At 68.0% G+C, this 19,404-nt stretch carries 18 protein-coding genes and 1 pseudogene; 9 read left to right on the plus strand and 10 right to left on the minus strand.

The features are described 5' to 3' along the window. Window positions 1–180: 180 nt before the first annotated feature. The 5 genes from C5O27_RS05950 to C5O27_RS05970 all read right to left on the minus strand — a co-directional run bounded on the left by C5O27_RS05950 (window position 181) and on the right by C5O27_RS05970 (window position 5,611). A complete protein-coding gene (locus tag C5O27_RS05950; RefSeq protein WP_127962169.1) occupies window positions 181–1,680 on the minus strand; it encodes a phytoene desaturase family protein in 1,500 nt (499 codons plus the stop codon). Next, window positions 1,677–2,810 carry a glycosyltransferase family 2 protein gene (locus C5O27_RS05955; protein WP_127962170.1) on the minus strand — a complete coding sequence of 378 codons (1,134 nt, stop codon included), beginning with the start codon at window positions 2,808–2,810 and terminating at the stop codon, window positions 1,677–1,679. The genes C5O27_RS05950 and C5O27_RS05955 overlap by 4 nt, the downstream gene beginning before the upstream one ends. After that, window positions 2,797–3,654, minus strand: coding sequence for a carotenoid biosynthesis protein (locus tag C5O27_RS05960; protein WP_127962171.1), 858 nt, complete (start codon window positions 3,652–3,654; stop codon window positions 2,797–2,799). The genes C5O27_RS05955 and C5O27_RS05960 overlap by 14 nt, the downstream gene beginning before the upstream one ends. Before the next feature lie 104 nt (window positions 3,655–3,758). Further along, complete coding sequence (locus C5O27_RS05965) at window positions 3,759–4,472, minus strand: monooxygenase (protein WP_127962172.1); 714 nt, start codon at window positions 4,470–4,472, stop codon at window positions 3,759–3,761. Beyond that, the gene (locus C5O27_RS05970; RefSeq protein WP_127962173.1) at window positions 4,469–5,611 is read right to left on the minus strand and encodes a polyprenyl synthetase family protein; all 1,143 of its coding nucleotides are present in this window, start codon (window positions 5,609–5,611) and stop codon (window positions 4,469–4,471) included. The genes C5O27_RS05965 and C5O27_RS05970 overlap by 4 nt, the downstream gene beginning before the upstream one ends. Before the next feature lie 112 nt (window positions 5,612–5,723). Here C5O27_RS05970 and C5O27_RS05975 point away from each other — a divergent pair, with 112 nt between their 5' ends. Together C5O27_RS05975 and C5O27_RS05980 are read left to right on the plus strand one after the other, a co-directional pair. Further along, entirely contained in the window at window positions 5,724–6,017 is a 294-nt protein-coding gene (locus C5O27_RS05975) for a hypothetical protein (protein ID WP_208651440.1), read from the plus strand. Window positions 6,018–6,074: 57 nt separating this feature from the next. Beyond that, the gene (locus tag C5O27_RS05980; RefSeq protein WP_127962174.1) at window positions 6,075–7,355 is read left to right on the plus strand and encodes an alpha-hydroxy-acid oxidizing protein; all 1,281 of its coding nucleotides are present in this window, start codon (window positions 6,075–6,077) and stop codon (window positions 7,353–7,355) included. 62 nt (window positions 7,356–7,417) lie between these two features. Here C5O27_RS05980 and C5O27_RS05985 read toward each other — a convergent pair whose 3' ends face one another. Beyond that, window positions 7,418–8,374: an oxygenase MpaB family protein gene (locus tag C5O27_RS05985; RefSeq protein ID WP_127962175.1), complete on the minus strand. Its 957-nt coding sequence runs from the start codon at window positions 8,372–8,374 to the stop codon at window positions 7,418–7,420. A gap of 83 nt (window positions 8,375–8,457) precedes the next feature. Between C5O27_RS05985 and C5O27_RS05990 the strand changes: the two genes are divergently transcribed. The 5 genes and pseudogenes from C5O27_RS05990 to C5O27_RS06010 all read left to right on the plus strand — a co-directional run bounded on the left by C5O27_RS05990 (window position 8,458) and on the right by C5O27_RS06010 (window position 12,970). Next, entirely contained in the window at window positions 8,458–9,162 is a 705-nt protein-coding gene (locus C5O27_RS05990) for a TetR/AcrR family transcriptional regulator (RefSeq protein WP_127962176.1), read from the plus strand. 28 nt (window positions 9,163–9,190) lie between these two features. Continuing rightward, complete coding sequence (locus C5O27_RS05995; RefSeq protein WP_006357973.1) at window positions 9,191–9,838, plus strand: TetR/AcrR family transcriptional regulator; 648 nt, start codon at window positions 9,191–9,193, stop codon at window positions 9,836–9,838. 123 nt (window positions 9,839–9,961) lie between these two features. After that, complete coding sequence (locus C5O27_RS06000; RefSeq protein WP_006357972.1) at window positions 9,962–11,176, plus strand: acyl-CoA dehydrogenase family protein; 1,215 nt, start codon at window positions 9,962–9,964, stop codon at window positions 11,174–11,176. Further along, window positions 11,173–12,228: a phosphotransferase family protein gene (locus C5O27_RS06005; RefSeq protein WP_127962177.1), complete on the plus strand. Its 1,056-nt coding sequence runs from the start codon at window positions 11,173–11,175 to the stop codon at window positions 12,226–12,228. The genes C5O27_RS06000 and C5O27_RS06005 overlap by 4 nt, the downstream gene beginning before the upstream one ends. After that, a pseudogene (locus C5O27_RS06010) lies at window positions 12,225–12,970 on the plus strand (SDR family NAD(P)-dependent oxidoreductase). The gene C5O27_RS06005 and the pseudogene C5O27_RS06010 overlap by 4 nt, the downstream one beginning before the upstream one ends. 104 nt (window positions 12,971–13,074) lie before the next feature. Here C5O27_RS06010 and C5O27_RS06015 read toward each other — a convergent pair. Further along, on the minus strand, window positions 13,075–13,782 hold the full coding sequence (locus tag C5O27_RS06015; protein WP_006357969.1) for a histidine phosphatase family protein: 708 nt from the start codon (window positions 13,780–13,782) through the stop codon (window positions 13,075–13,077). A 135-nt stretch (window positions 13,783–13,917) separates the two neighbouring features. Here C5O27_RS06015 and C5O27_RS06020 point away from each other — a divergent pair, with 135 nt between their 5' ends. After that, window positions 13,918–14,334 carry a VOC family protein gene (locus C5O27_RS06020; protein ID WP_127962178.1) on the plus strand — a complete coding sequence of 139 codons (417 nt, stop codon included), beginning with the start codon at window positions 13,918–13,920 and terminating at the stop codon, window positions 14,332–14,334. Between the two features lie 12 nt (window positions 14,335–14,346). Here the strand turns inward: C5O27_RS06020 and C5O27_RS06025 are convergent, their stop codons facing one another. Beyond that, window positions 14,347–15,408: a sigma-70 family RNA polymerase sigma factor gene (locus C5O27_RS06025; RefSeq protein WP_127962179.1), complete on the minus strand. Its 1,062-nt coding sequence runs from the start codon at window positions 15,406–15,408 to the stop codon at window positions 14,347–14,349. A gap of 669 nt (window positions 15,409–16,077) precedes the next feature. Between C5O27_RS06025 and C5O27_RS06030 the strand changes: the two genes are divergently transcribed. After that, window positions 16,078–17,241, plus strand: a complete 1,164-nt coding sequence (locus C5O27_RS06030) for an ROK family transcriptional regulator (protein WP_127963772.1) — start codon at window positions 16,078–16,080, stop codon at window positions 17,239–17,241. 35 nt (window positions 17,242–17,276) lie between these two features. Here the strand turns inward: C5O27_RS06030 and C5O27_RS06035 are convergent, their stop codons facing one another. Both C5O27_RS06035 and C5O27_RS06040 read right to left on the minus strand, forming a co-directional pair. Continuing rightward, window positions 17,277–18,122, minus strand: coding sequence for an ABC transporter permease (locus tag C5O27_RS06035; protein ID WP_006357965.1), 846 nt, complete (start codon window positions 18,120–18,122; stop codon window positions 17,277–17,279). Further along, on the minus strand, window positions 18,122–19,138 hold the full coding sequence (locus C5O27_RS06040; RefSeq protein WP_006357964.1) for an ATP-binding cassette domain-containing protein: 1,017 nt from the start codon (window positions 19,136–19,138) through the stop codon (window positions 18,122–18,124). Before C5O27_RS06040 ends, C5O27_RS06035 begins: the two co-directional genes overlap by 1 nt. Window positions 19,139–19,404 lie beyond the last annotated feature (266 nt).

Here is a 19,404-nt window from a genome sequence, read left to right on the forward strand (position 1 = left end):
GATGGGATGACGTCACCAGGCCTTCGAGGCTCGTCGCTATCGCTCCTCGCACCTCAGGCAGCGACAGGGTCCTGCCGTCGCTCGCTCCTGCAGCGACAAGTGGCCTGCCGTCGCTCGCTCCTCAGGGAGCGAGAGCGGGTTCGCGTGGCTCGCACCTCAGGCTGCGAGAGTGGGTTCGCCTCAGGGAGAAGGAGACCGGGCGATCAGATCCGCCACGATCTTCGCCGACATCATCACCAGCGGGAGTCCGCCGCCGGGGTGCGACGACCCGCCGACCAGGTACAGGCCCGGGATCGGCGAGGTGTTCTTCGGCCGTAGGAAAGCGGCGCGCGGACCGTTCGACGACGAGCCGTAGATCGAGCCGCCGGGAGTCATGGTGCGGCGCTCGAGATCTGCCGGCGTGACCAGCAGTCGGTGACGGACCTGGTCGCGGACGTCCAGGCCGCGGTCGGCCATCACCTGCATGATCTGGTCTGCGTACTTGTCCGCGAGTCCTGCTGCATCCCAGTCGACTCCGTGCTCAGGGTCGTGCCGCGGTGCGTTGACGAGCACGAACCAGGCGGCGGTGTCGGGACCTGGGACGATCTCCGGATCGTCGGGCGCGGAGATGTACACGGTCGGACGTGCGACAGGCCGCGGCGGGCCGTTGAAACCGAAGACCGCGTCGAACTCCTCGTCGTAGTCCTCGGCGAACAGAACGTGATGGTGGGTCTGATCGGCGGGCGGGTTGTCGAGCGCGAGGAGGAGGACGAAGCCCGACAGCGACGGTGTCGAACGACGAAGCAGTGCAGAAGGAATGCGAGCGGAACGGCGGGGAACAAGTCGGTCGAAGACCTGTCGGGCGTCGGCATTCGCCACGACGAGGTCGGCGGGGCGACGGTTGCCGTCGGCGAGTACGACGCCGTCGGCGCGGCCGTGCTCGTCCGTCGAGATCCGGGACACCTCGACTCCGAACTCGATCCGGCCGCCCATGGTGAGCAACCGATCCCGCATCGCGGTGGCGATTCGGCCGAGACCGCCGCGCACATACCAGGAACCCCAGGCCTGCTCGGCCCACGGAACTGACGCCAAAGCCGCCGGGGCGCGCCGCGGATCCGAACCGGTGTAGGTGGCGTAACGGTCGAGAAGCATAGCGAGCCGTGAATCGTCGAGATACTCGGACCCGAGGCCGCGCAACGTTTTCCAGGGCGCCACGGTACGGACGTCGGACGGGGTGGCGATCCCGCCGATCATCGTCCGCACGCTCATCGGCGACTCGAGGAACGGCCCGTGGGTGACGTCCCAGATCGCCTGGGCGCGACCGAGAAACGACGACCACTGGTCACCGGATCCGGGTCCGAGTGCGGTGTCGAGCGCGGCGGGGATGTCGTCGAGGGTGTCGGGCAGGTCGAGGACCGTGCCGTCGGGGAATCGATACCGGGCTGCGACCGGCAGACGGTCGAGTTGAAGGAACTGGTCCACCGGGGCGCCGGTGTCGTCGAACAGTTCGGTGAGGACGTGCGGCATGGTCACCAGAGACGGGCCGGTGTCGAAAACGAAACCGTCGTGCTCTATGACGCCGAGTTTGCCGCCGACGGTGTCGAATTGCTCGAGCACGGTGACGTCATGACCGGCCGCCTGCAGGCGCATCGCCGTGGCGAGTCCGCCGACGCCGGCGCCGATGACGATGACGCGGCTCATCGGGAGACCTCGATCGTGCGTCCCTTCCACTGCAGTTCGCCACGACGGCGGGCGATCGTCGAATCCGCGGCGAGAAAGGTGAACAGGACGATCGATACGGGGTGCCCGAGGGCGTCGGGGAAGGCGCGTCCGCCGGTGCAGCGCGCGGCCACGAGTCGTGAGGCGACGCCGGCGAGGTATCCCACCAGTCCGGTGCGCGAACCGGTGAGAGCGGCCAACGCCGGGATCACGTACGTGAGGCATAGAGCGGCGGTCACCGCCGACGTCCCGGCCGGGGAGCCGAATGCGGACCACAGTGACTTGCGGTATCCCGCACGGACTTCGTGCCAACCGTCGTACATGTGGCAGGTCGCCACGGTGCTTCCCTCGGCCACCACGCCCCGCCCGCCGGCAGCCTTGATCGCACGGAGAAGTGCGATGTCCTCCAGCACCACGTCGCGGACCGCCTCATGCCCTCCGGCACGGCGGTACGTGGCGGCGTCGACCATCAGGAACTGACCATTCGCGGCGGTCAGGGATTCGCGCGGAGAACGTTCGGCGAGGCCTAGCGGGAGCGTGCTGAGCCACGACCACTGCAGCAGGGGTTGCACCAGACGTTCGGCAGCACTGGTCGCGACCTGCCTCGGGTAGGGGCTGACGAGATCCAGCCCGGCGTTGCGCAACAACGCGGACGACGACGTGAACGCCTGGGGTTCGACCACGACGTCGGCGTCGACGAAGGCGAGGGTGCCGTCGGGGGAAGCGTTGTCGGCCAACTGCTGACAGGCCCAGGACTTCCCGAGCCAACCCGGCGGTGGCGGGGAACCCTCGAACACCTCGAGCCGGTCGTCGCGGGCGGCCAGCCGTGTGAGGACGGCGTCGGTGCCGTCGACCGAACCGTCGTCGAGGACGAGCACACGAGAAGGCCCTGGCCATCGGTCGACGGCCTCGAGGACGGCGGTGATGCAGCGTTCGGCCCGGGTGATCTCGTTCCGCATGGGGATCAACACCGAAAGAGTCTCGGCGGGAGGGATGTCCGCGAGACCTGGTCGGCGGACGCGGATCGCGTTGTCGACGGTGAGAGCGAGCGACGCCAGTGACAGGCCGGTCCCGACCGCCACCGTGCGGCGCCAGAGGTCAGACGCTCGCACCGTGTCTCCTGGACCGGAGCGCCCGCACCTCGAGGACGAGCAGCGGGATCGCGACGACGCCCATCACCACCGCGCCGGTCAGCGCGACCGTCGGGCGACCGAAGAACACCGCATGCGCCATCACCGACGAGAAGTAGGTCCACAGATAGGCGGTGACAGGTACCGCGTCATCGGCGGCGTCGGCATCATCGGCACCGATCACCCGATCGAGGATGGCGATCATCAGGAACGAGACCAGGAGCCAGCCCGCGAAATTCGTCAACGGGATGTCGTCGACCCCGGGCAGCGACGGGTCGGGGAACTGCCAGACCCAGTGACCCTGGTCGACCATCTGCGGATCGAGGAAGACGTCCCAGGCCGTCAGCGCGTACGCCCCCAGGAAAGCGGTCACCACGCGAGCCCGTGTGCCGGACAAGCGCATGGCACCGACGAGTCGCCGCGTCACGGCGAGCGCCGGCCACGACATCATGATCCAGGCCAGCGGCACCAGAACCGGGACGCCGAGCACCTTGAGCCCCAGGCCGTCGGTGTATGCGTATGTGCCGAAGGGGAATCCGGTGCTGACGCCGACCGCCTCGGCGAGAAGTCCGCCGCCGCCGGCGATCACGACCAGCGCGACCGCGGCCCCGAGCCCGCGCGTGGCGGCGAGATGAAGGGCCGATGCCGATGCCAGCAACACCACGCTCGCGACGGTGAGCGGGAGTGTGCCACCGCCGGTCAACGGAAATGCGATCTGGACCCCGATGGTCGCGGCGAGGAGAACCCACGCGATCGGGATGAGGTGGTGGCGGTGGGATGCTCTGCGCGGCGGGCCTTCGAGGCTCGTCGCTTGCGCTCCTCGCACCTCAGGCAGCGATGATGCTTCCGCTTGCGCTCCTCGCACCTCAGGCAGCGATGATGCTCCCGCTTGCGCTCCTTGTGATCCGGGCGGCAGATGTCTGGTTGTGCTCATGCCGATCTTCCCTGGTATGTCCCGGTCACGTCGAGGACGGCGAACCGGGCGAACAGTTCCTCGGCGTACCAACGGGCGGGTTTGGTGCGCGAGATGGCGGACTTGTGTGCGGGCGAGTGGTAGGCGAAGTCGGTGAGGTCACGCGTGGAGTCCCACAGCGAGAAGGTTCCCTGGACGCCGATCGGCAACTCGCCGACGCCGAGCGCGAGCCGATTGCCCTGCGCGCCGGCAAGTTCCGACGCCACCGGCGGAACCGCCCGCCAGAACGACGCCATCGTCGTCGGCCGGAGCCGGGCTCGGGTGAGTGCCGCGACCGGACCCGTCCAGTTTCGTGCACGGTCAACCGGTGAACCTTGGCTCTCGTGGCCGAACGGATCGACCCGCGACCATTGTCCCTTCGATCGGAGCGGGCGCATCGTGATGCGAAGTTCCTCGGTGCTCGAGTCCTGCCAGCGTCGTAGCACTCGCGAATCCGACGATGCGCGAGCCGCATCGTCGTCGTGCCAGACGGTGAGCGCCGCCCAGTGCCGCAGATCGGCGCTCTCCATCGTGAAGGTCTGTGCGGTGCCGGTGCCGAGCAGTTTGGCGAACCGGAGTCCGGGGGTGGCGCGCAACGCACGCCGACCCGACGCCATCCGGCCGAGCGCGGGCATCACCCGGTCGACGCCCCAGATGCGCAGCTCGACCGTCGGGACAGCACGTGAGGTCATGAGCGGCGCCACACACAACGTTCGACGAGCGAGGTCAGGGCCTGACGGGTCTGCTCGTCCACCGATGCGTCCGCGACGACACCGAGTGCGTCCTCGGCGAGTTCGACGATGCGTTGTTCGACGCGTTCGAGTGCGCCGGTGGATTCCACGACGCCACGCATCTGTGCGGCGCCGGCGGCGTCGAGGTCCGGGTTGCCGAGGCAATTGGCGATGATCCGCCGTTCGGTCCACGTCGCGGATTCCTCGGCCAGCGCCATCAGCATGGTGCGCTTGCCCTCGCGGATATCGTCGATCGCCGGCTTACCGGTGACCTTCTCGTCGCCGAAGACGCCGAGGATGTCGTCGCGCAGCTGGAACGCCTCGCCGGCGCTGAGCCCGATGCGGTCGTAGTCGGCGAGGAGGGCGGCGTCGGCTCCGGCGAGAGTGCCACCGAGCCGAAGCGGCTGGCCGATGCTGTAGCGGGCGCTCTTGTAGCGGAGGACGCGCTCGGTACGGTCGGGGTCGGTGTGATCCTCGGTCTGGCTGAGCATGTCCAGGAACTGCCCCGCGTATGCCTCGTCGCGCATCTCGGTCCAGGTCTCGCGGACGGCCTGGCGGGTGTCGCGGCCGACGGTGTCGACCGCCGCGGCGACCAGGTCGTCCGACCACGACAGGCACATGTCGCCGACGAGGATGGCGACCGCGGTACCCCAGGTGTCCGAATCTCCCCGGCGCTCGAGGGCACGGTGGGTGTCGGCGAAGAGGCGGTGGATGGTGGGCAGGCCGCGGCGCGTGTCGGAGTCGTCCATCACGTCGTCGTGGACCAGGGCGGCGAAGTGGAACAGCTCGATCGCGGACGCCAGCTCGACGACACCGGGGACCGCCTGTCCACGAGCTGCGCCGCGCGCTCCCCACAGGCAGAATGCGGCGCGCAGGCGTTTGCCGCCGCCGATGCGGGCAGCGATCGCGTCCGCCGCAGGAGTGAGTTCGGCACCCACTTTGTGCAGCGTCAGGGCGTGGCGACGGAAATGTGCAGTCAGCACCTCCTCGACGAGTTCGAGGTCGGTCGTCGCGTCGTCGATCGCGCGGAGACCGGAGTTCGTGTCGAGGACAGGCCGGTGGGGGAGGGATGAGTCGGTCATCTCGGCGGTCTGTGTCATGGCGAGGCCCTTCGGGGTGCGGGGTCGGCGCGGGTTGCGGGTACCCGGTCTTCGGTGCCGTGACACCCGTCGGATGGGTGAGGGGCGCTCAGATGGCGGTAGGTTGGGTCGTATGGCAGTGGATGCAACGGTGCCCGTGGTGGCTGTGGGTCTGGTCGGCGGCTTCGCGGCGGCCCGCTACAGCGGTCGACGAGAGCTCGGCGGGGTGGTCCTCGCGGCGGCGGGTGCCTGGTGTACCCGGCAGTGGGCGGTCAAGCAGGGTCCGGCGGTGGCCGGTGGGTTGTTGGCCGGATATCTGGCGGCATTCGGCGGTTCGCATCCGCTCGCGAAGAAGATCGGCGCCTGGCCGGCGGACGGCGTCGTGACGGTCGCCGCGGCCGGCGCGACCGCTGTCGCCACGCGCTGACACCCGGCCCGGGAATCCTCCCCGGGGCCTGCGATGCCGACGTTACGATCGGCTCCCATGACCACGGGATACGGGCGAGCGCGGCAGAACGACATCTACACCGCTGGTGTCCATCGGCGAAAGCCCCGCGTACCAACGGATTTCGCGGAACTCGAACGCCGTGCCAAGCGGTCGATGTCGGCTCGCGCGTGGGCGTACATCGGCGGAGGCGCCGGTGAGGGTCGGACGATGGCGGCCAACCGGCAGGCCCTGGACCGCTGGGCGATCGTGCCACGTATTCTCCGCGACGTCTCCGCGCGGAACCTCGAGGTGGAGCTGTTCGGACGTCGCATCCCGGCGCCCGTGCTGTTCGCGCCCGTGGGTGCGGGCTCGCTCGCCGCTCCCGATGCGGACCGTCTGATCGGTCATGCCGCCGCGGAACTCGGTGTGCCCTACATCTTTTCGAACCAGGCGAGCGTGCCGATGGAAACCGTGGCGGCCGAGATGGACGGCGTGACCCCGGGAGCTCCCCGCTGGTTCCAGCTGTACTGGTCCACCGACGATGACCTGGTCGACAGTCTGCTCGCCCGCGCGGCGGCCATCAGCGCCGACGCGGTGGTCGTCACCCTCGACACCACGATGCTCGGCTGGCGGCCACAGGATCTGAACCTGGGATCGCTGCCGTTCGCGCGGGGCGAGGGGATCGCGCAGTACACCTCCGATCGGCGCTTCGTCGACATCGTCGCCGACCGGTTGCGCACCGCCGCCGAGGAGCGGCCGGAGATCTCGCTCGGCGCCATCGCGACCCTGATCTCGATCACGCGCAACGCACCCGGACGCTTCCTCTCGAACCTCACGTCGCCCCAGCCGCGGGCCGCTGTTCAGACCTTCCTCGACATCTACTCGCGCCCGTCGCTGAACTGGGACGACCTCGCCGGCCTGCGCGAACGCACGTCGTTGCCGATCGTCCTCAAGGGCGTGCTGCATCCCGACGACGCCCGTCGCGCCGTCGACGCCGGGGTCGACGGCATCATCGTGTCCAACCACGGCGGACGTCAGATCGACGGCGCGATCAGCACGATCGACGCCCCCGACGAGATCGCACCCGCGGTCGACGGTCGGATCAAGGTGCTCGTCGACTCCGGGATCTACACCGGCTCAGACGTGTTCAAGGCACTGGCGCTGGGCGCCGACGCCGCATGCATCGGCCGACCACACATGTACGGGTTGGCGCTCGCCGGTGCCGACGGCGCCCGGGATGCGGTGGCCGACATCATCGCCGAACTCGACCTCACCCTCGGCCTGGCCGGTCACACCGATGCCGCCGCTCTCGATCGCGAGGCGTTGCGGAGGGTCTGAACCGAAAAGCCCGCCCCGCTCGAGATGAGCGGGACGGGCTTCCCCCAACCGGGACAGAAGGCTCAGACCAGGGGCCGACCGGTGCGCATCCGCCAGCGGACGTCGGCGAGCAGAACGTTGAACGGGAAGCTGCGGACCGGCTTGGGTGCGCGGGTGATGATCGCCCGCAGAACGGCGTTGTGCTTGGCGAAGAACAGCTCCTGCCACGGCGACAGACGGACGTCCATCTTGCGGCGGAAGTTCTCCGGCAGGAAGCCGATCGCCAAGATCTCGAAGTACCAGCCCAGCAGCTTGGCGACGACCGGACCCAGGAACTCGGCACGGGCGATCTGCAGCAGGTACCCACGGATGACCGGGTCGATCTCGAGCGTCTCGACGGTCGAGTTCCAGTACTCCTCGAAGGCCTCGCGGTCGGCCGGCCAGGCTTCCCGCGGCACCTGCAGCGTGGTACCCAGCACGGCGCCGGCCTGGTAGAACTCGTCGGTCACCTCGGTCACCCCGCCGAAGATCCGGTGGACGTCCTCGGTCCCGCGGTACAGGCAGGCCGCGACCCAGAGCTGTAGTTTCGGGTCGAAGGCGTTGTACTTCACCGGGCTGTCGGCGGTCGAGCGGACCTGCGCGTGGGCCTTGCCGATCGCCTTGCGGTAGGCCTTGCGGTCCTTGGCGCTGCCCAGACCCGCAACCGCGAGGTAGCTCAGCGTGGTGCGACCCCGCTTGAGTGGATGCTTGAACAGGTTGCCCGAATCGACGCGGCTCTCGTAGACGCCGTAACCGACCGCGGGCAGGCTCAGCTGCATGATGACGTTCGCCGCGCCGGCGATGACGCCGATGCCGAGCGGGTCGAGATCCTGGGCCGACGGGAGGGCGTCGAGTTCGGCACGGGACATGCGAGCGGTCGACGGCAGGAACTCGGTGTCCGGGCGTTCGGCGGTGAGGAACTCGGCGACCTCCGCGGTCACATCTCCCGGCCTCTGCGGCGACAGGGCCGAGCTTCCACTGGTGATAGGCTCCGATGCCATCGAACCCCTCCTGGTCGGATTTAGGAAACGTTTGTTTCCCGTTTTATAAAACATGAACTTACCGGGGTGTCAAGATAGGAACCATGGGAAGAGGACCTTCGAACCCGGAGAACGGGTCCGACGCTGCGGCGTCGGACCCGGCGGCTTCCCTCCGCGCCTACGGCGGCGAGGGTGGTGACACCCGGGTCGCGCGACGCCGCGCATCGCTGATCGACGCAGCCCTCGACCTGCTCGGAGCCGACGACGCGGAGGCGGTCACGGTGCGCGGCGTCTGCCGGCGGGCCGGGCTGACCGCACGGTATTTCTACGAGAGCTTCGAGTCGGTCGATCAGCTCGTCGGTGTGGTGTACGACGAGGTCATCGAGGAGATCACCCACTCGGGTCTGGCGGCGTTCTCCGAGGGCGCGACCATGCGCTCCAAAGTGTCGGGAGCGGTTGCCGCCATCGTCGACCTCATCGACCGGGATCGACGCAAAGGCCGGCTGCTGTTCTCGCAGGCACTGCTGAGCCCGGTGATCGCCGCGAAGCGGATGGAGTCCACCGCCCTCTTCGCCGGTCTGACACTGCAGAGCACCTCGTCGATCCTCGACGTTCATGTCGGCCCCGCCCAGGCCGCCGGCGTGGCGCACTACCAGGTCGGTGGGCTGAGCCGACTGCTCGCGGCGTGGCTCGAGGGAGACGTCGAGCTCTCCCAGTCCGACGTCGTCGACCTCAGCGTCGCGTTGCTCGTGTCCCCGGCGGAGATCCTGGAGAAGAGCCTGTCCCACGGCAGCGCCGATGGTGAGTAGTGCTCCACGGGCAGATATGGTCGATCCCATGAGCAGCGGAACCGGCGAAACCGACGTACGACCGGCGAAGCAACCTCTCGGCGCCTGGCGTGACTACGGCGAGCCCGAGCTCCCGATCCCGTTGGCCGCAGCCCTCGAGGCGTTCGCCGAGCAGGGCTACCACGGCACGTCGGTGCGTGAGATCGCCGCGCGGGCCAACCTCTCGGTGCCCGGGCTGTACCACCACTACCCGTCGAAGCAGTCCCTGTTGCAGGGCCTGCTCGAGCGCACGATGACCGACCTGCTGGCCCGTTCGGAGGCGGCGATCCTCGAGGCCGGCCCGGAACCGGTGAAGCAGTTCGACGCGGTCGTCGAATCCCTGCTGCGGTTCCACATGTACCGCCGCGAACAGGCCTTCGTCGGGTCCACGGAGATCCGGAGTCTCGACGACGACTACCGGCCGAAGTACATCGGCCACCGCGACCGTCAACAGCGGATGGTCGACGAGATCGTCTTCGCCGGCGTGGAGGCGGGCGACTTCACCACCGAGTACCCGAAGGACGCGGCCCGCGCCGTGGCGACGATGTGCGTCGGGGTCTCGACCTGGTTCAAGCTCGACGGTCTGCTGGGGCCGGACGAGCTGATCTCCCGGAACCTCCAGCTCGCCCGCGCCCTCGTCGGTTACCGCACCAACTGAGGGCACGGATTTCACCCGGTCAGCCTTGACCGGGATCGCATCGCCTGGCAAGGTATGGACGGCCGAACGATCGCTCGGTCGGCGGCGGGGTAAGTTCCCGTCGGTCCAGCCAAAGGAGTCACGATGCCCATAGACCTGCGCCACGATCCCGCGGTGGTCGAGCTGGTCGAGAAGACCGAACGCTTCGTCCGCGACTACGTGTTGCCGCTCGAGGACGCGAACGGTGGCGACATCACCGCGGCCGGCGGCGACGACCTCCGTCGCGAGATGAACGCAAAGGCCAAGGCGGAGGGCATCTTCGCGCCGCACGCACCGGTCGAGTTCGGCGGACACGGACTCGACATGGCCGATCGCGCACCGGTTTTCGAGGCAGCCGGCTACTCCACCTTCGGCCCCGTCGCGCTGCACATCGGTGCACCCGACGAGGGCAACATCCACATGCTCGAGCGCATCGCCAGCGAGGAACAGCGCCACAAGTACCTGGCCCCGCTCGCCACGGGTGAGGTTCGTTCGGCCTTCGCGATGACCGAACCGGCACCGGGCGCGGGCTCGGACCCCAATGCGCTGCGCACGCAGGCGGTCCGCGTCGACGGCGGCTGGAAGATCAACGGCGAGAAGCACTTCATCACCGGTGCCGAGGGTGCGGGCTTCTTCATCATCATGGCCCGCACCGCGGGGTCGCCGGGTGATCGCGGCGGCGCCACGATGTTCCTGGCTCCGGCCGGCACCGCGGGAATCACCGTCGGCCGTCACATCAACACCATCGACAAGGCGATGATCGGCGGACACTGCGAGGTCACGTTCGACGACGTCTTCGTCCCCGACGAGGACATCCTGGGCGAGGTCGACGAGGGCTACCGCTACGCGCAGGTCCGCCTCGGCCCGGCCCGCATGACCCACGTCATGCGCTGGCTCGGCGCCGCCAAGCGCTGTCACGACGTCGCCGTCGACTACGTCTCGCGCCGTGAGGGATTCGGTGGCCGACTCGGTGACCTCGGCATGATCCAGCAGATGATCGCCGACAACGAGATCGACCTGGCAGCCTCGCGGGCGTTGCTGCTCAAGGCATGTCACGAACTGGACCTGGGCAACCACGCCTCCGACGAGACGTCGATCGCCAAGACTTTTGCCGGTGAGGCGTATTCGCGGATCGCCGATCGCAGCATCCAGATGTGCGGCGGACTCGGTGTCTCCGCCGACCTGCCGATCGCACGACTGTCGCAGGAACTCCGCCCGTTCCGCGTCTACGACGGCCCGTCCGAGGTCCATCGGTGGGCCATCGCTCGCCGCGCCGTCGGCCGCGCGAAGAAGGCACAGGCTGCGGCGGGTGCGAAATGACCGGTGAATCAGCTCTCGAGGCCGACAAGCTCCGCCGCCTCCTCGTCGACAACGGCGTCGAACTCGCCGGTGACCTGTCCATCGAGCTCATCAGCGGCGGCAAGTCGAACCTGACCTACACCGTCACCGACGGCCAGACCAGATGGGTCGCGCGTCGTCCGCCGACCGGTGGACTCACGCCGTCGGCCCATGACATGAACCGCGAGTGGGCCGTCACCAGTGCGCTGCAGTCGACCTCGGTGCCGGTCGCGCGGACCATCGCCTTCGACTCCGACGGGTCGATCATCGGAGCGCCCTGCACCGTCGTCGAATTCGTCGACGGACGTGTCGTGCGCACCGCCGAGGATCTGGCGGTGTACTCCGACGCCGAGGTGGCCGCCAACCTCGACGGTCTTGTCCAGACTCTCGCCGACCTCCACGCCGTCGATTACCGGGCGGTCGGCCTCGGTGAGTTCGGTCGTCCGGCCGGATTCGCTGCCCGACAGGTGAAGCTGTGGGCCCGGCAATGGGGTCACGTGAAGACGCGCGAGTTGCCCGATGTCGAGCGACTCGTCGAAGCGCTGTCGGCGCGGGTGCCGGAGCAGGCGCGGGAATCGGTGGTGCACGGCGACTTCCGCGTCGACAACACCATCGTCGACGCGAACGATCCGGCGCGCATCGCCGCCGTCGTGGACTGGGAGATGTCCACCCTCGGTGACCCGCTCACCGACGTGGCGCTGATGTGTGTCTACCGGACCGGGGCCTTCGACCAGGTGCTCGGCTTCTCCGCGGCGTGGACCAGCGATCGCTATGCCTCCGTGGACGAGATCGCGCAGAAGTACGCCACCGCAACCGGTTCCGACCTCGGTGACTGGGACTTCTACCTCGGGCTCGCCAATCTGAAACTCGGTGTGATCGCCGAGGGCATCACCTACCGCGCGCTCTCGGGTGCGTCGGCGGGCGACGGTGCCGAGCGTGCGGGCGAGGCCACCGCAGCCTTCATCGCCGACGGTCTGCGTCACATCAGCCGAGCTCGATTCCGGACAGACAGAGATACGGGGACAAGTGCATGAGTGAAGTGTCGAACACCCGGGCCGCGTTGGTCACCGGCGCATCCCGGGAATCGGGGCGGCCATCGCCGAGAAGTTCGCGGCCGACGGCTGGGACCTGACGATCAGTGCCCGAGGTCGGGAGGCGTTGGAGAAGAGGGCGGCCGAGCTCCGCGAGCACGGCGCAGGTCGGGTCGAGGTCGTCCCGGCCGACATGACCGACACCGACGCGATCACCGCGCTCGGTGCCGCGCACGCCGACGCCTTCGGGCGCTGCGACGCGTTGATCATCAACGCGGGCATGGGGTCCAAGGGCGCGGTGGCGGAGATGCCGGTCAAGCGTTTCGACCGTCTCTACGAGGTCAACGTGCGGGCACCGTACATACTGCTGCAGGCGGCACTCCCGACGCTGCGGGCAACCGCGGAAACTTCAGGTGCTGCGAAAGTCATCGCGGTGGCATCGATCACCGGTGTCTACCCGGAGCCCGAACTCTCCGCCTATGGTGCGACCAAGGCTGCGCTGATCTCACTGTGCGAGACGTTCAACCTCGAGGAGTCGGAGAACGGCGTCAGCGCGACGACGATCGCGCCGGGCTACGTCAACACCGACATGACCGACTGGCTCAAGGACCGCATCCCGGCCGACGAGATGATCACGGCCGCAGACGTTGCTGTTGTCGCACACTCGATCACGCAGCTGTCGCGGTACGCGGTGCTCCCGAACGTGGTGCTCACGCGTCCGGGCACGAATCTGCATCGGGCGTAACGAGCTTCAACACAGGCGAGGAGCCGCGTCGAATCTCCCTGCGACGGGGGTGGTTCGACGCGGCTCCTCGCTTGCGTTCGTCTACTGTTGCGCGGCCGTAGGCCTCAGCGCACGGTCGAGACCCCGCCCTCGCGGTCGGAGAGGTGTCCGTGTTCGTTGAACGACACGACGGAGACGCCCTGGCGGCCCACGATGAGCTTGGTGATCGACGCATTGACCATGGTGCGCGCCATCGCCGGCCAGTTCTCGTCGGGGATTCCCCACAACTGGGCGATCCACTGGGTGATGGTCCCCGCGGAGGACACCACGAGAACGGTCTGGCCGGAACCCGCCACCTCGGCTGCCCGCGCCGCGGCGTCGTGCACGCGTGCCTTGAACTGGGGGTAACTCTCGGCGGGACCGCCGTCGGGACCCGGATCCGGCTCGTGATCGCCGGCGGCGATCCATCCCGCCAAACCCTTGTCGAGCTGCTGCTGGTAGGCACGGTTGTCGTGGTACATCTCGGGCGAGGCGTGCCCCACCAGTGCGGGCAGCGAGTACTCGTTCCAACCCGCGTCGACGTTGGCGTCGGGGCGGGATTCGAACCTACCGAGCACGCCGTTCAGTGTCTGGCTCTGCCGAACGAGGTCGCCGCTGACTGCTGCGGTGAACCGCTCCACCTGGCCGGCAAGGAACGACCCGGAGAGCGCGGCCTGGGTATCGCCGGTGGCGGTGAGTCCGCCGGGTCCGTTCCGGAGGTCGTCGGTGGCGTCGGATACGCCGTACGCCAACGCATTAGCCTGACCGTGCCGCACAAGATAGATGACGCCCATGAGTGAACATTATTCGATGGCGATGAATTCGTTTGCGGGGGCTGGTCTGTATTGGGTGAGGCCCCCTCCCGGCCGGCGATTCGCACGCGCTCGGGCGGTGGGGCCGAGAGACCCGATCTCGACTGGAGGCCGCCTGTGGCACCGATGCTCTTCGTCAATCTGCCGGTCGCCGACGTCGCGCGGTCACGACGGTTCTTCGGCGCGCTGGGCTTCCGGTTCGACGAGATGTTCTGCGATCCGGCCACGGTGTGCATGCCGATCAACGACACCGCGATGGTGATCCTGATGCAGCGCCGACGCTTCGAAGGGTTCGCGGCCATGAGCATCGCCGACCCCGCGCGGGGGCGAGAGGCTCTCGTCTCGTTCTCCGCCGACAGTCGAGAGCACGCCGACCGCCTCGTCGGCACGGCACTGACCGCCGGGGGCACACCGCTTCGTGAACCCGAGGACCTCGGGTTCATGTACTGCCACAGCTTCTGCGATCCGGACGGTCACGCCTGGGAGGTGGTCTGGATGGACCCCTCTCAACTGCCGCAGAACTCCGAGGATTGACCGGCGTCGACGTCAGTGCCAGGGGCTCGGCGCAGTTCGTGCGGGTGCGTCGTACGGAGTGGCGGGTAGCCCGAACCTGGCGAAATCCTCTTCCATGGTGTCGCTGAAGAACGCCACCACGTAACCGACCTTCTTCGCCTGCGCATCGATGTCGAGGACCTGGAGCTGGAACGGCCGATGGACGCCGTCGGGTTCGCGCATGTACAGACCGAACGCGGGCTGTCCGTTGGCGACCGTGGGCAGCAGGATCTGGTCGCCGGCCTTCTCCGCGGGGCAGTTCTTGCGGATGAGGGTTCCGATGGCCTCCGGGCCCTGGTACCAACCGGTGAACGGCGGCATCTCCCAGATGGCCTTGTCGGTGAACATCTCGGCGATCGCATCGACGTCGTAGCGCTCGAAGGCCGACACGTACCGGGCGAGCAGCTCCCGTTTGGCGTCGTCGTCGAGGACCGACGAGTCCGCACTCGCCGACTCCGCCTGGGGTCGTGCGGTCTTGAGCTGCTCGCGGGCGCGCTGCAGGAGACTGTTGACGGTCGCGGTGGTGACGCCGATGGTGTCGGCGACCTCGGCCGCCCGCCACTGCAGCACGTCACGCAGGATCAGCACCGCGCGTTGTCGTTCCGGTAGGTGCTGGAGGGCGGCGATGAACGCCAGCCGGACCGATTCCCGTGCGCCGACGACGAAGGCGGGGTCGGCGGCGTCGCCGGGGGTGATCTCGTCGACGGTGCCGGCGTACGGCTCCAGCCATGGCACCTCATGGTTCTGGAGCAGGTCGTCGGTGGGATCGAAGGCGTCGCCGCCGAGCCCGGACGGAAGTGGGCGACGCTGAGAACTCTGCAGCGCGGTGAGGCAGGTGTTGGTCGCGATCTTGTGCAGCCAGGTCCGCACCGAGGAACGGTGGTCGAACTTGGCGTAGCCGCGCCATGCGCGCAGGAAGGTCTCCTGGGCGAGGTCCTCCGCGTCGTGGTGGGAGCCCATCATGCGGTAGCAGTGGGCGATGATCTCGCGACGGAACGGTTCGGCGATCTCGAGGAACTCGGCGTCGGAGACGGACTCGCCCGCGGTTGTGGTCATGCTCACAATTTACCGTCGATCACCGACACACTCGACTCGGTGGAACAACCGACCTCGGTCCGCTCGGCGATGGGCCGCAGGTCGGGTAGCCGCAGGGTGTCGGTGTGGAACCACAGCGGGTGCAACCCGGGTACGACGTCGCGGACGGGCCTGAACTCGCCGGTGAACGCGTAGTCGCGTGGGTATCGAAAACTCCGTCACCTGGAGGAACGGGCTTGCCGCCGCGGCGTCGGCGTTGCTAACTTGATCGACATGACGAGTGTCGACCGCAACCTGTCGGAGGTCACCTATGTGACCACCGCTCTGGGCTGCCGTCTGCCGCTCGCTCGCGTTCTCTGTTGTTGTCGTCGAATGCGCTGAGCCGACGCCTCGTCCGGGGTGTCGCTCCAAGTCTCTTTTCCGAGCACTTCAGCCACCCTGCCCCGCCCTCTGAGCGCGGGGTTTTCGACGAGGACGATCATGACTGCAATTCTTCCTGAGATCTCCGGCCGTACCCTGCGTACCGCGCCCACTCCGCTGACCCGGCGACCTGCATCGCGGCCGGTGCGCCGCGGACCGCAGGTCAACCGCCAACCCGTACCGTTGTCATCCGTACCTTCGTCGGTGCCGTCGCCCCGGCTCCCGGGATCGACCGCGGACCGACGCGGCGTGAAGAAGGGGGATCAGCGGGTGCACGTCTCGACGCCGCGCCTCGAGCTCTCGAACAAGCCGGCCGCGCTCGTCCTCCGGGCCGCACGCTTGGCCGGCCCCCTCTTCCGCGATGATGCCGCCGAGCGCACCGGTCTCAGTATCTCGACGGTCAACCGCCAGGTCAGCGCTCTGCTGAAGGCTGGTCTGATCCGCGAACGCGCCGACCTGGCCCCGTCGGGAGCCATCGGTCGTCCGCGTCTGCCCTTCGAGGTCAACCTCGCCGAGTTCCTCACCCTCGGTATCCACATCGGATACAAGGTCACCTCGATCACCACCCACGATCTGCTCCACCGCGTGGTCGGTGCCATCCAGATCCCGACGCCGGAGGCCGACACCCCCGAGGAGACCCTCGCCGCGATCGGCGTGAGCGCTCGTCGCTTCGCCGAGCGGTGGACCGGGAAGCGCGTGCTCTGGGTCGGCGTGGCGCTCGGTGGGCGTGTCGCCGATGGCGGCATCGTCGATCACCCCCGTCTCGGATGGGAAGGTGCGCCCGTCGGCGGGGTGATCGCCGAGGCCGTGGGCCTGCCGGTGTCCGTCGCCTCGCACGTCGAGGCGATGGCAGCCGCCGAGCTGGTCCTCAACCCCGTCGACGAGCAGTCGAGCTTCCTGTACTTCTACGCCCGCGAGATGCTGGGCATCGCCTTCAGCGTCGGCGGCACCGTCCACACCCCGACCGCGGGACCTCCGGTCATCGGACACTTCCCGACCGGCGCCACCACGCTGCTCGATCCGCACCGCACGGGTCGACTCGAGCCCGCGGTGAGCGACACCGGCATCGTCGAAGCCGCTCGGGCGCTGGGTCTTTCGGTGACCGACGTCGAAGGTCTGCACGGCCTGGCCCGTGCGGGTGACGCCACCGCGCGCGCCCTCCTCGAAGAGCGCGCCGAGGTGCTGGGCCGCACGGTCGGTCTGATCGCCGACATCTTCAACCCGGACCACATCATCCTCGGCGGTCAGGCGTTCACCGACTACCCGACCAGCCTTCCGACGGTGGCACGCGCGGTTCGGGAGACCTCGATCGTCGCCAAGCGTGATGTGCGAGTGTCGCATTCGGGAGCCACGGTGCAGCAGCAGGCGGCCGGCGCGGTCTCCCTGGACGCGATCTACAGCGACCCGCTGCAGGCGATCACTCTGACTGCCTGAACGGGCCGCTGTAGTCCCCTCGATGTCCTAGCGGCTCAGTCGATGGTCCGCTTGTTGTAGGCGCGTAGGGCGAACGGTGCGAAGACCAGGGTCAGCGCGACCGCCCAGATGATGGTCGAGATCACCGGATGCTGTAGCGGCAGCGCCGAACCCGGACCGAACTCCGGACCGTTGCCCCACAGCACACGCAACGCCTGGACGAGCGATGACATCGGATTCCATTCGGCGATCGTCCGCAGCCAGGTGGGCATCGGGTCGGTCGGGACGAAGGCGTTCGACAGGAAGGTGATCGGGAACAGCGTCGAGAACATGAAGCCGTTCACCGCTTCCACGGTTCGCAGCCATGACCCGATGAGAATGCCGAACCAGATCATCGCGAAGCCGAACAGGAGTAGCAGGCAGTACGCGAGAACGGCGTCGACGAACGACCCGCGGATGCGCCAGCCGATCGCGAGACCGGTCAACGACATCACCACGATGCCGATGGAACTGTGCATGACACTCGCGATGCTCCGGCCGATCAGCACCGACGATCGCCGGATGGGTAGCGACCGGAACCGGTCGATGATGCCCTTCTCGAGATCGGCCGTGATTCCCGACGCCACGATGAACGCGGTGAACACGATGGTCTGGCCCATGATGCCCGGCAGCAGGAATTCCTTGTAGGAAGCGCTGTCGGTCTGGATCGACGCACCGAACACGTACGCGAACAACACGACGAACATGATCGGCTGGATCGTGACGTCGGAAAGCATCTCCGGCATACGTCTGGTGTGGATCATGTTGCGTTTGACCATGATCCAGGACTGTTGCCAGAGGGTGGTCGGATGGATGCGCGATGTGTTCGCGACCACCGCGTCTTTCTCAGCAGTGGTGGTCATCAGGCGATCTCCTCGTCGGTGGTGTTGGTGGTGTCCTCGGCGCGGTGGCCGGTCAGGGACAGGAAGACGTCGTCGAGGCTCGGGCGCGCGAGTCCGAAATCGTCGACGGCGATACCGCTTTCGTCGAACCAGGCGGCGACGCGGGGGAGGTCTCCGAGGCCGCCGGAGGCGGTGGTGAGCCGACGAGCGGGAACGTCGACGAAGACCTCGGCACCGTTCTTGCGCAGCAGCGCCTCGGCCGCCGGGAGATCCTCGCCCCGGGACACGGTCAGCACGAGGCTGGCCGAACCGGCCTGTTCCTTGAGCTGCAGCGGCGTGCCGTGGGCGATGATCCGGCCCTTGTCGATGACGACGATGTCGTCGGCGAGCTGGTCGGCCTCTTCGAGGTACTGGGTCGTCAGCAGGAGCGTGGTCCCGTCGGCGACCAGGTCACGCAGGACATCCCACAGTTCCGAGCGGCTCCGCGGGTCGAGGCCGGTGGTCGGCTCGTCGAGGAACAGCACGGGCGGGGCGGCCAGGAGGCTGACGGCGAGGTCGAGTCGGCGGCGCATACCTCCGGAGTACGACTTGACCGGTTTGTTGCCGGCCTCGGTGAGGGAGAACTGCTCCAGGAGTTCATCGGAGCGACGGGTCAGGGTCTTGCGACCGATGCCGTAGAGGCCGCCGATCATGCGCAGGTTCTCGCGACCGGTGAGGATCTCGTCGACGGTCGCGGCCTGGCCGGTGAGGCCCATGTTCTGCCGGACCAGGCCGGGCTGTTCGAGGACGTCGTAACCGGCGATCCGGGCGGTCCCGCTCGTCGGTGGTGACAGGGTGGTCATCATGCGGACAGTGGTGGTCTTGCCGGCGCCGTTGGGACCGAGCAGGCCGAGTACGGACCCGCGCGGGACCGTGAAGCTGACGCCGTCGACCGCGGTGAAATCGCCGAAGCGTTTCACCAGGTCGATGGCCTCGATCGCGACGTCGGGCGTCGCGAGGGCGCCGGGCGCGGCGGCGGGGTCTGTGACTGAGCTCATAACTCTCCACGGTATCGATGGGGTCTGACAAGGGCGAACGATTTTCCGGTGTCTCCGGGTGTAGATGGGGGACATCTCAGGGGCCGTCGCGGAACTGCGGTGTTCCTCGACATGACAGACCGTGGCCCCCCACGGAACTCATCGGTCCGACGGCCCGAACTCCGACGGTCGGCGTGAGGTAAACGCTAAGACTTGAAGCTCACTTGAAGTCAAGAGGCGGTGGTGTTCCGCATCTGCGGAAGCATTGCCGGATCTATCACGCAGAT

It is taken from the genome of Gordonia alkanivorans, from assembly GCF_004011905.1.
GTDB lineage: Bacteria > Actinomycetota > Actinomycetes > Mycobacteriales > Mycobacteriaceae > Gordonia > Gordonia alkanivorans.

What these genes read in the sequence shown, in the direction of transcription:
- C5O27_RS06005 (WP_127962177.1), top strand. Translation starts at nt 11,173, where the DNA reads ATGACCGGTGAATCAGCTCTCGAGGCCGACAAGCTCCGCCGCCTCCTC.
- C5O27_RS06015 (WP_006357969.1), bottom strand. Translation starts at nt 13,782, where the DNA reads ATGGGCGTCATCTATCTTGTGCGGCACGGTCAGGCTAATGCGTTGGCG.
- C5O27_RS06025 (WP_127962179.1), bottom strand. Translation starts at nt 15,408, where the DNA reads ATGACCACAACCGCGGGCGAGTCCGTCTCCGACGCCGAGTTCCTCGAG.
- C5O27_RS05970 (WP_127962173.1), bottom strand. Translation starts at nt 5,611, where the DNA reads ATGACACAGACCGCCGAGATGACCGACTCATCCCTCCCCCACCGGCCT.
- C5O27_RS06040 (WP_006357964.1), bottom strand. Translation starts at nt 19,138, where the DNA reads ATGAGCTCAGTCACAGACCCCGCCGCCGCGCCCGGCGCCCTCGCGACG.
- C5O27_RS06000 (WP_006357972.1), top strand. Translation starts at nt 9,962, where the DNA reads ATGCCCATAGACCTGCGCCACGATCCCGCGGTGGTCGAGCTGGTCGAG.
- C5O27_RS05985 (WP_127962175.1), bottom strand. Translation starts at nt 8,374, where the DNA reads ATGGCATCGGAGCCTATCACCAGTGGAAGCTCGGCCCTGTCGCCGCAG.
- C5O27_RS05980 (WP_127962174.1), top strand. Translation starts at nt 6,075, where the DNA reads ATGACCACGGGATACGGGCGAGCGCGGCAGAACGACATCTACACCGCT.
- C5O27_RS05965 (WP_127962172.1), bottom strand. Translation starts at nt 4,472, where the DNA reads ATGACCTCACGTGCTGTCCCGACGGTCGAGCTGCGCATCTGGGGCGTC.
- C5O27_RS05975 (WP_208651440.1), top strand. Translation starts at nt 5,724, where the DNA reads ATGGCAGTGGATGCAACGGTGCCCGTGGTGGCTGTGGGTCTGGTCGGC.
- C5O27_RS05990 (WP_127962176.1), top strand. Translation starts at nt 8,458, where the DNA reads ATGGGAAGAGGACCTTCGAACCCGGAGAACGGGTCCGACGCTGCGGCG.
- C5O27_RS05950 (WP_127962169.1), bottom strand. Translation starts at nt 1,680, where the DNA reads ATGAGCCGCGTCATCGTCATCGGCGCCGGCGTCGGCGGACTCGCCACG.
- C5O27_RS05995 (WP_006357973.1), top strand. Translation starts at nt 9,191, where the DNA reads ATGAGCAGCGGAACCGGCGAAACCGACGTACGACCGGCGAAGCAACCT.
- C5O27_RS06035 (WP_006357965.1), bottom strand. Translation starts at nt 18,122, where the DNA reads ATGACCACCACTGCTGAGAAAGACGCGGTGGTCGCGAACACATCGCGC.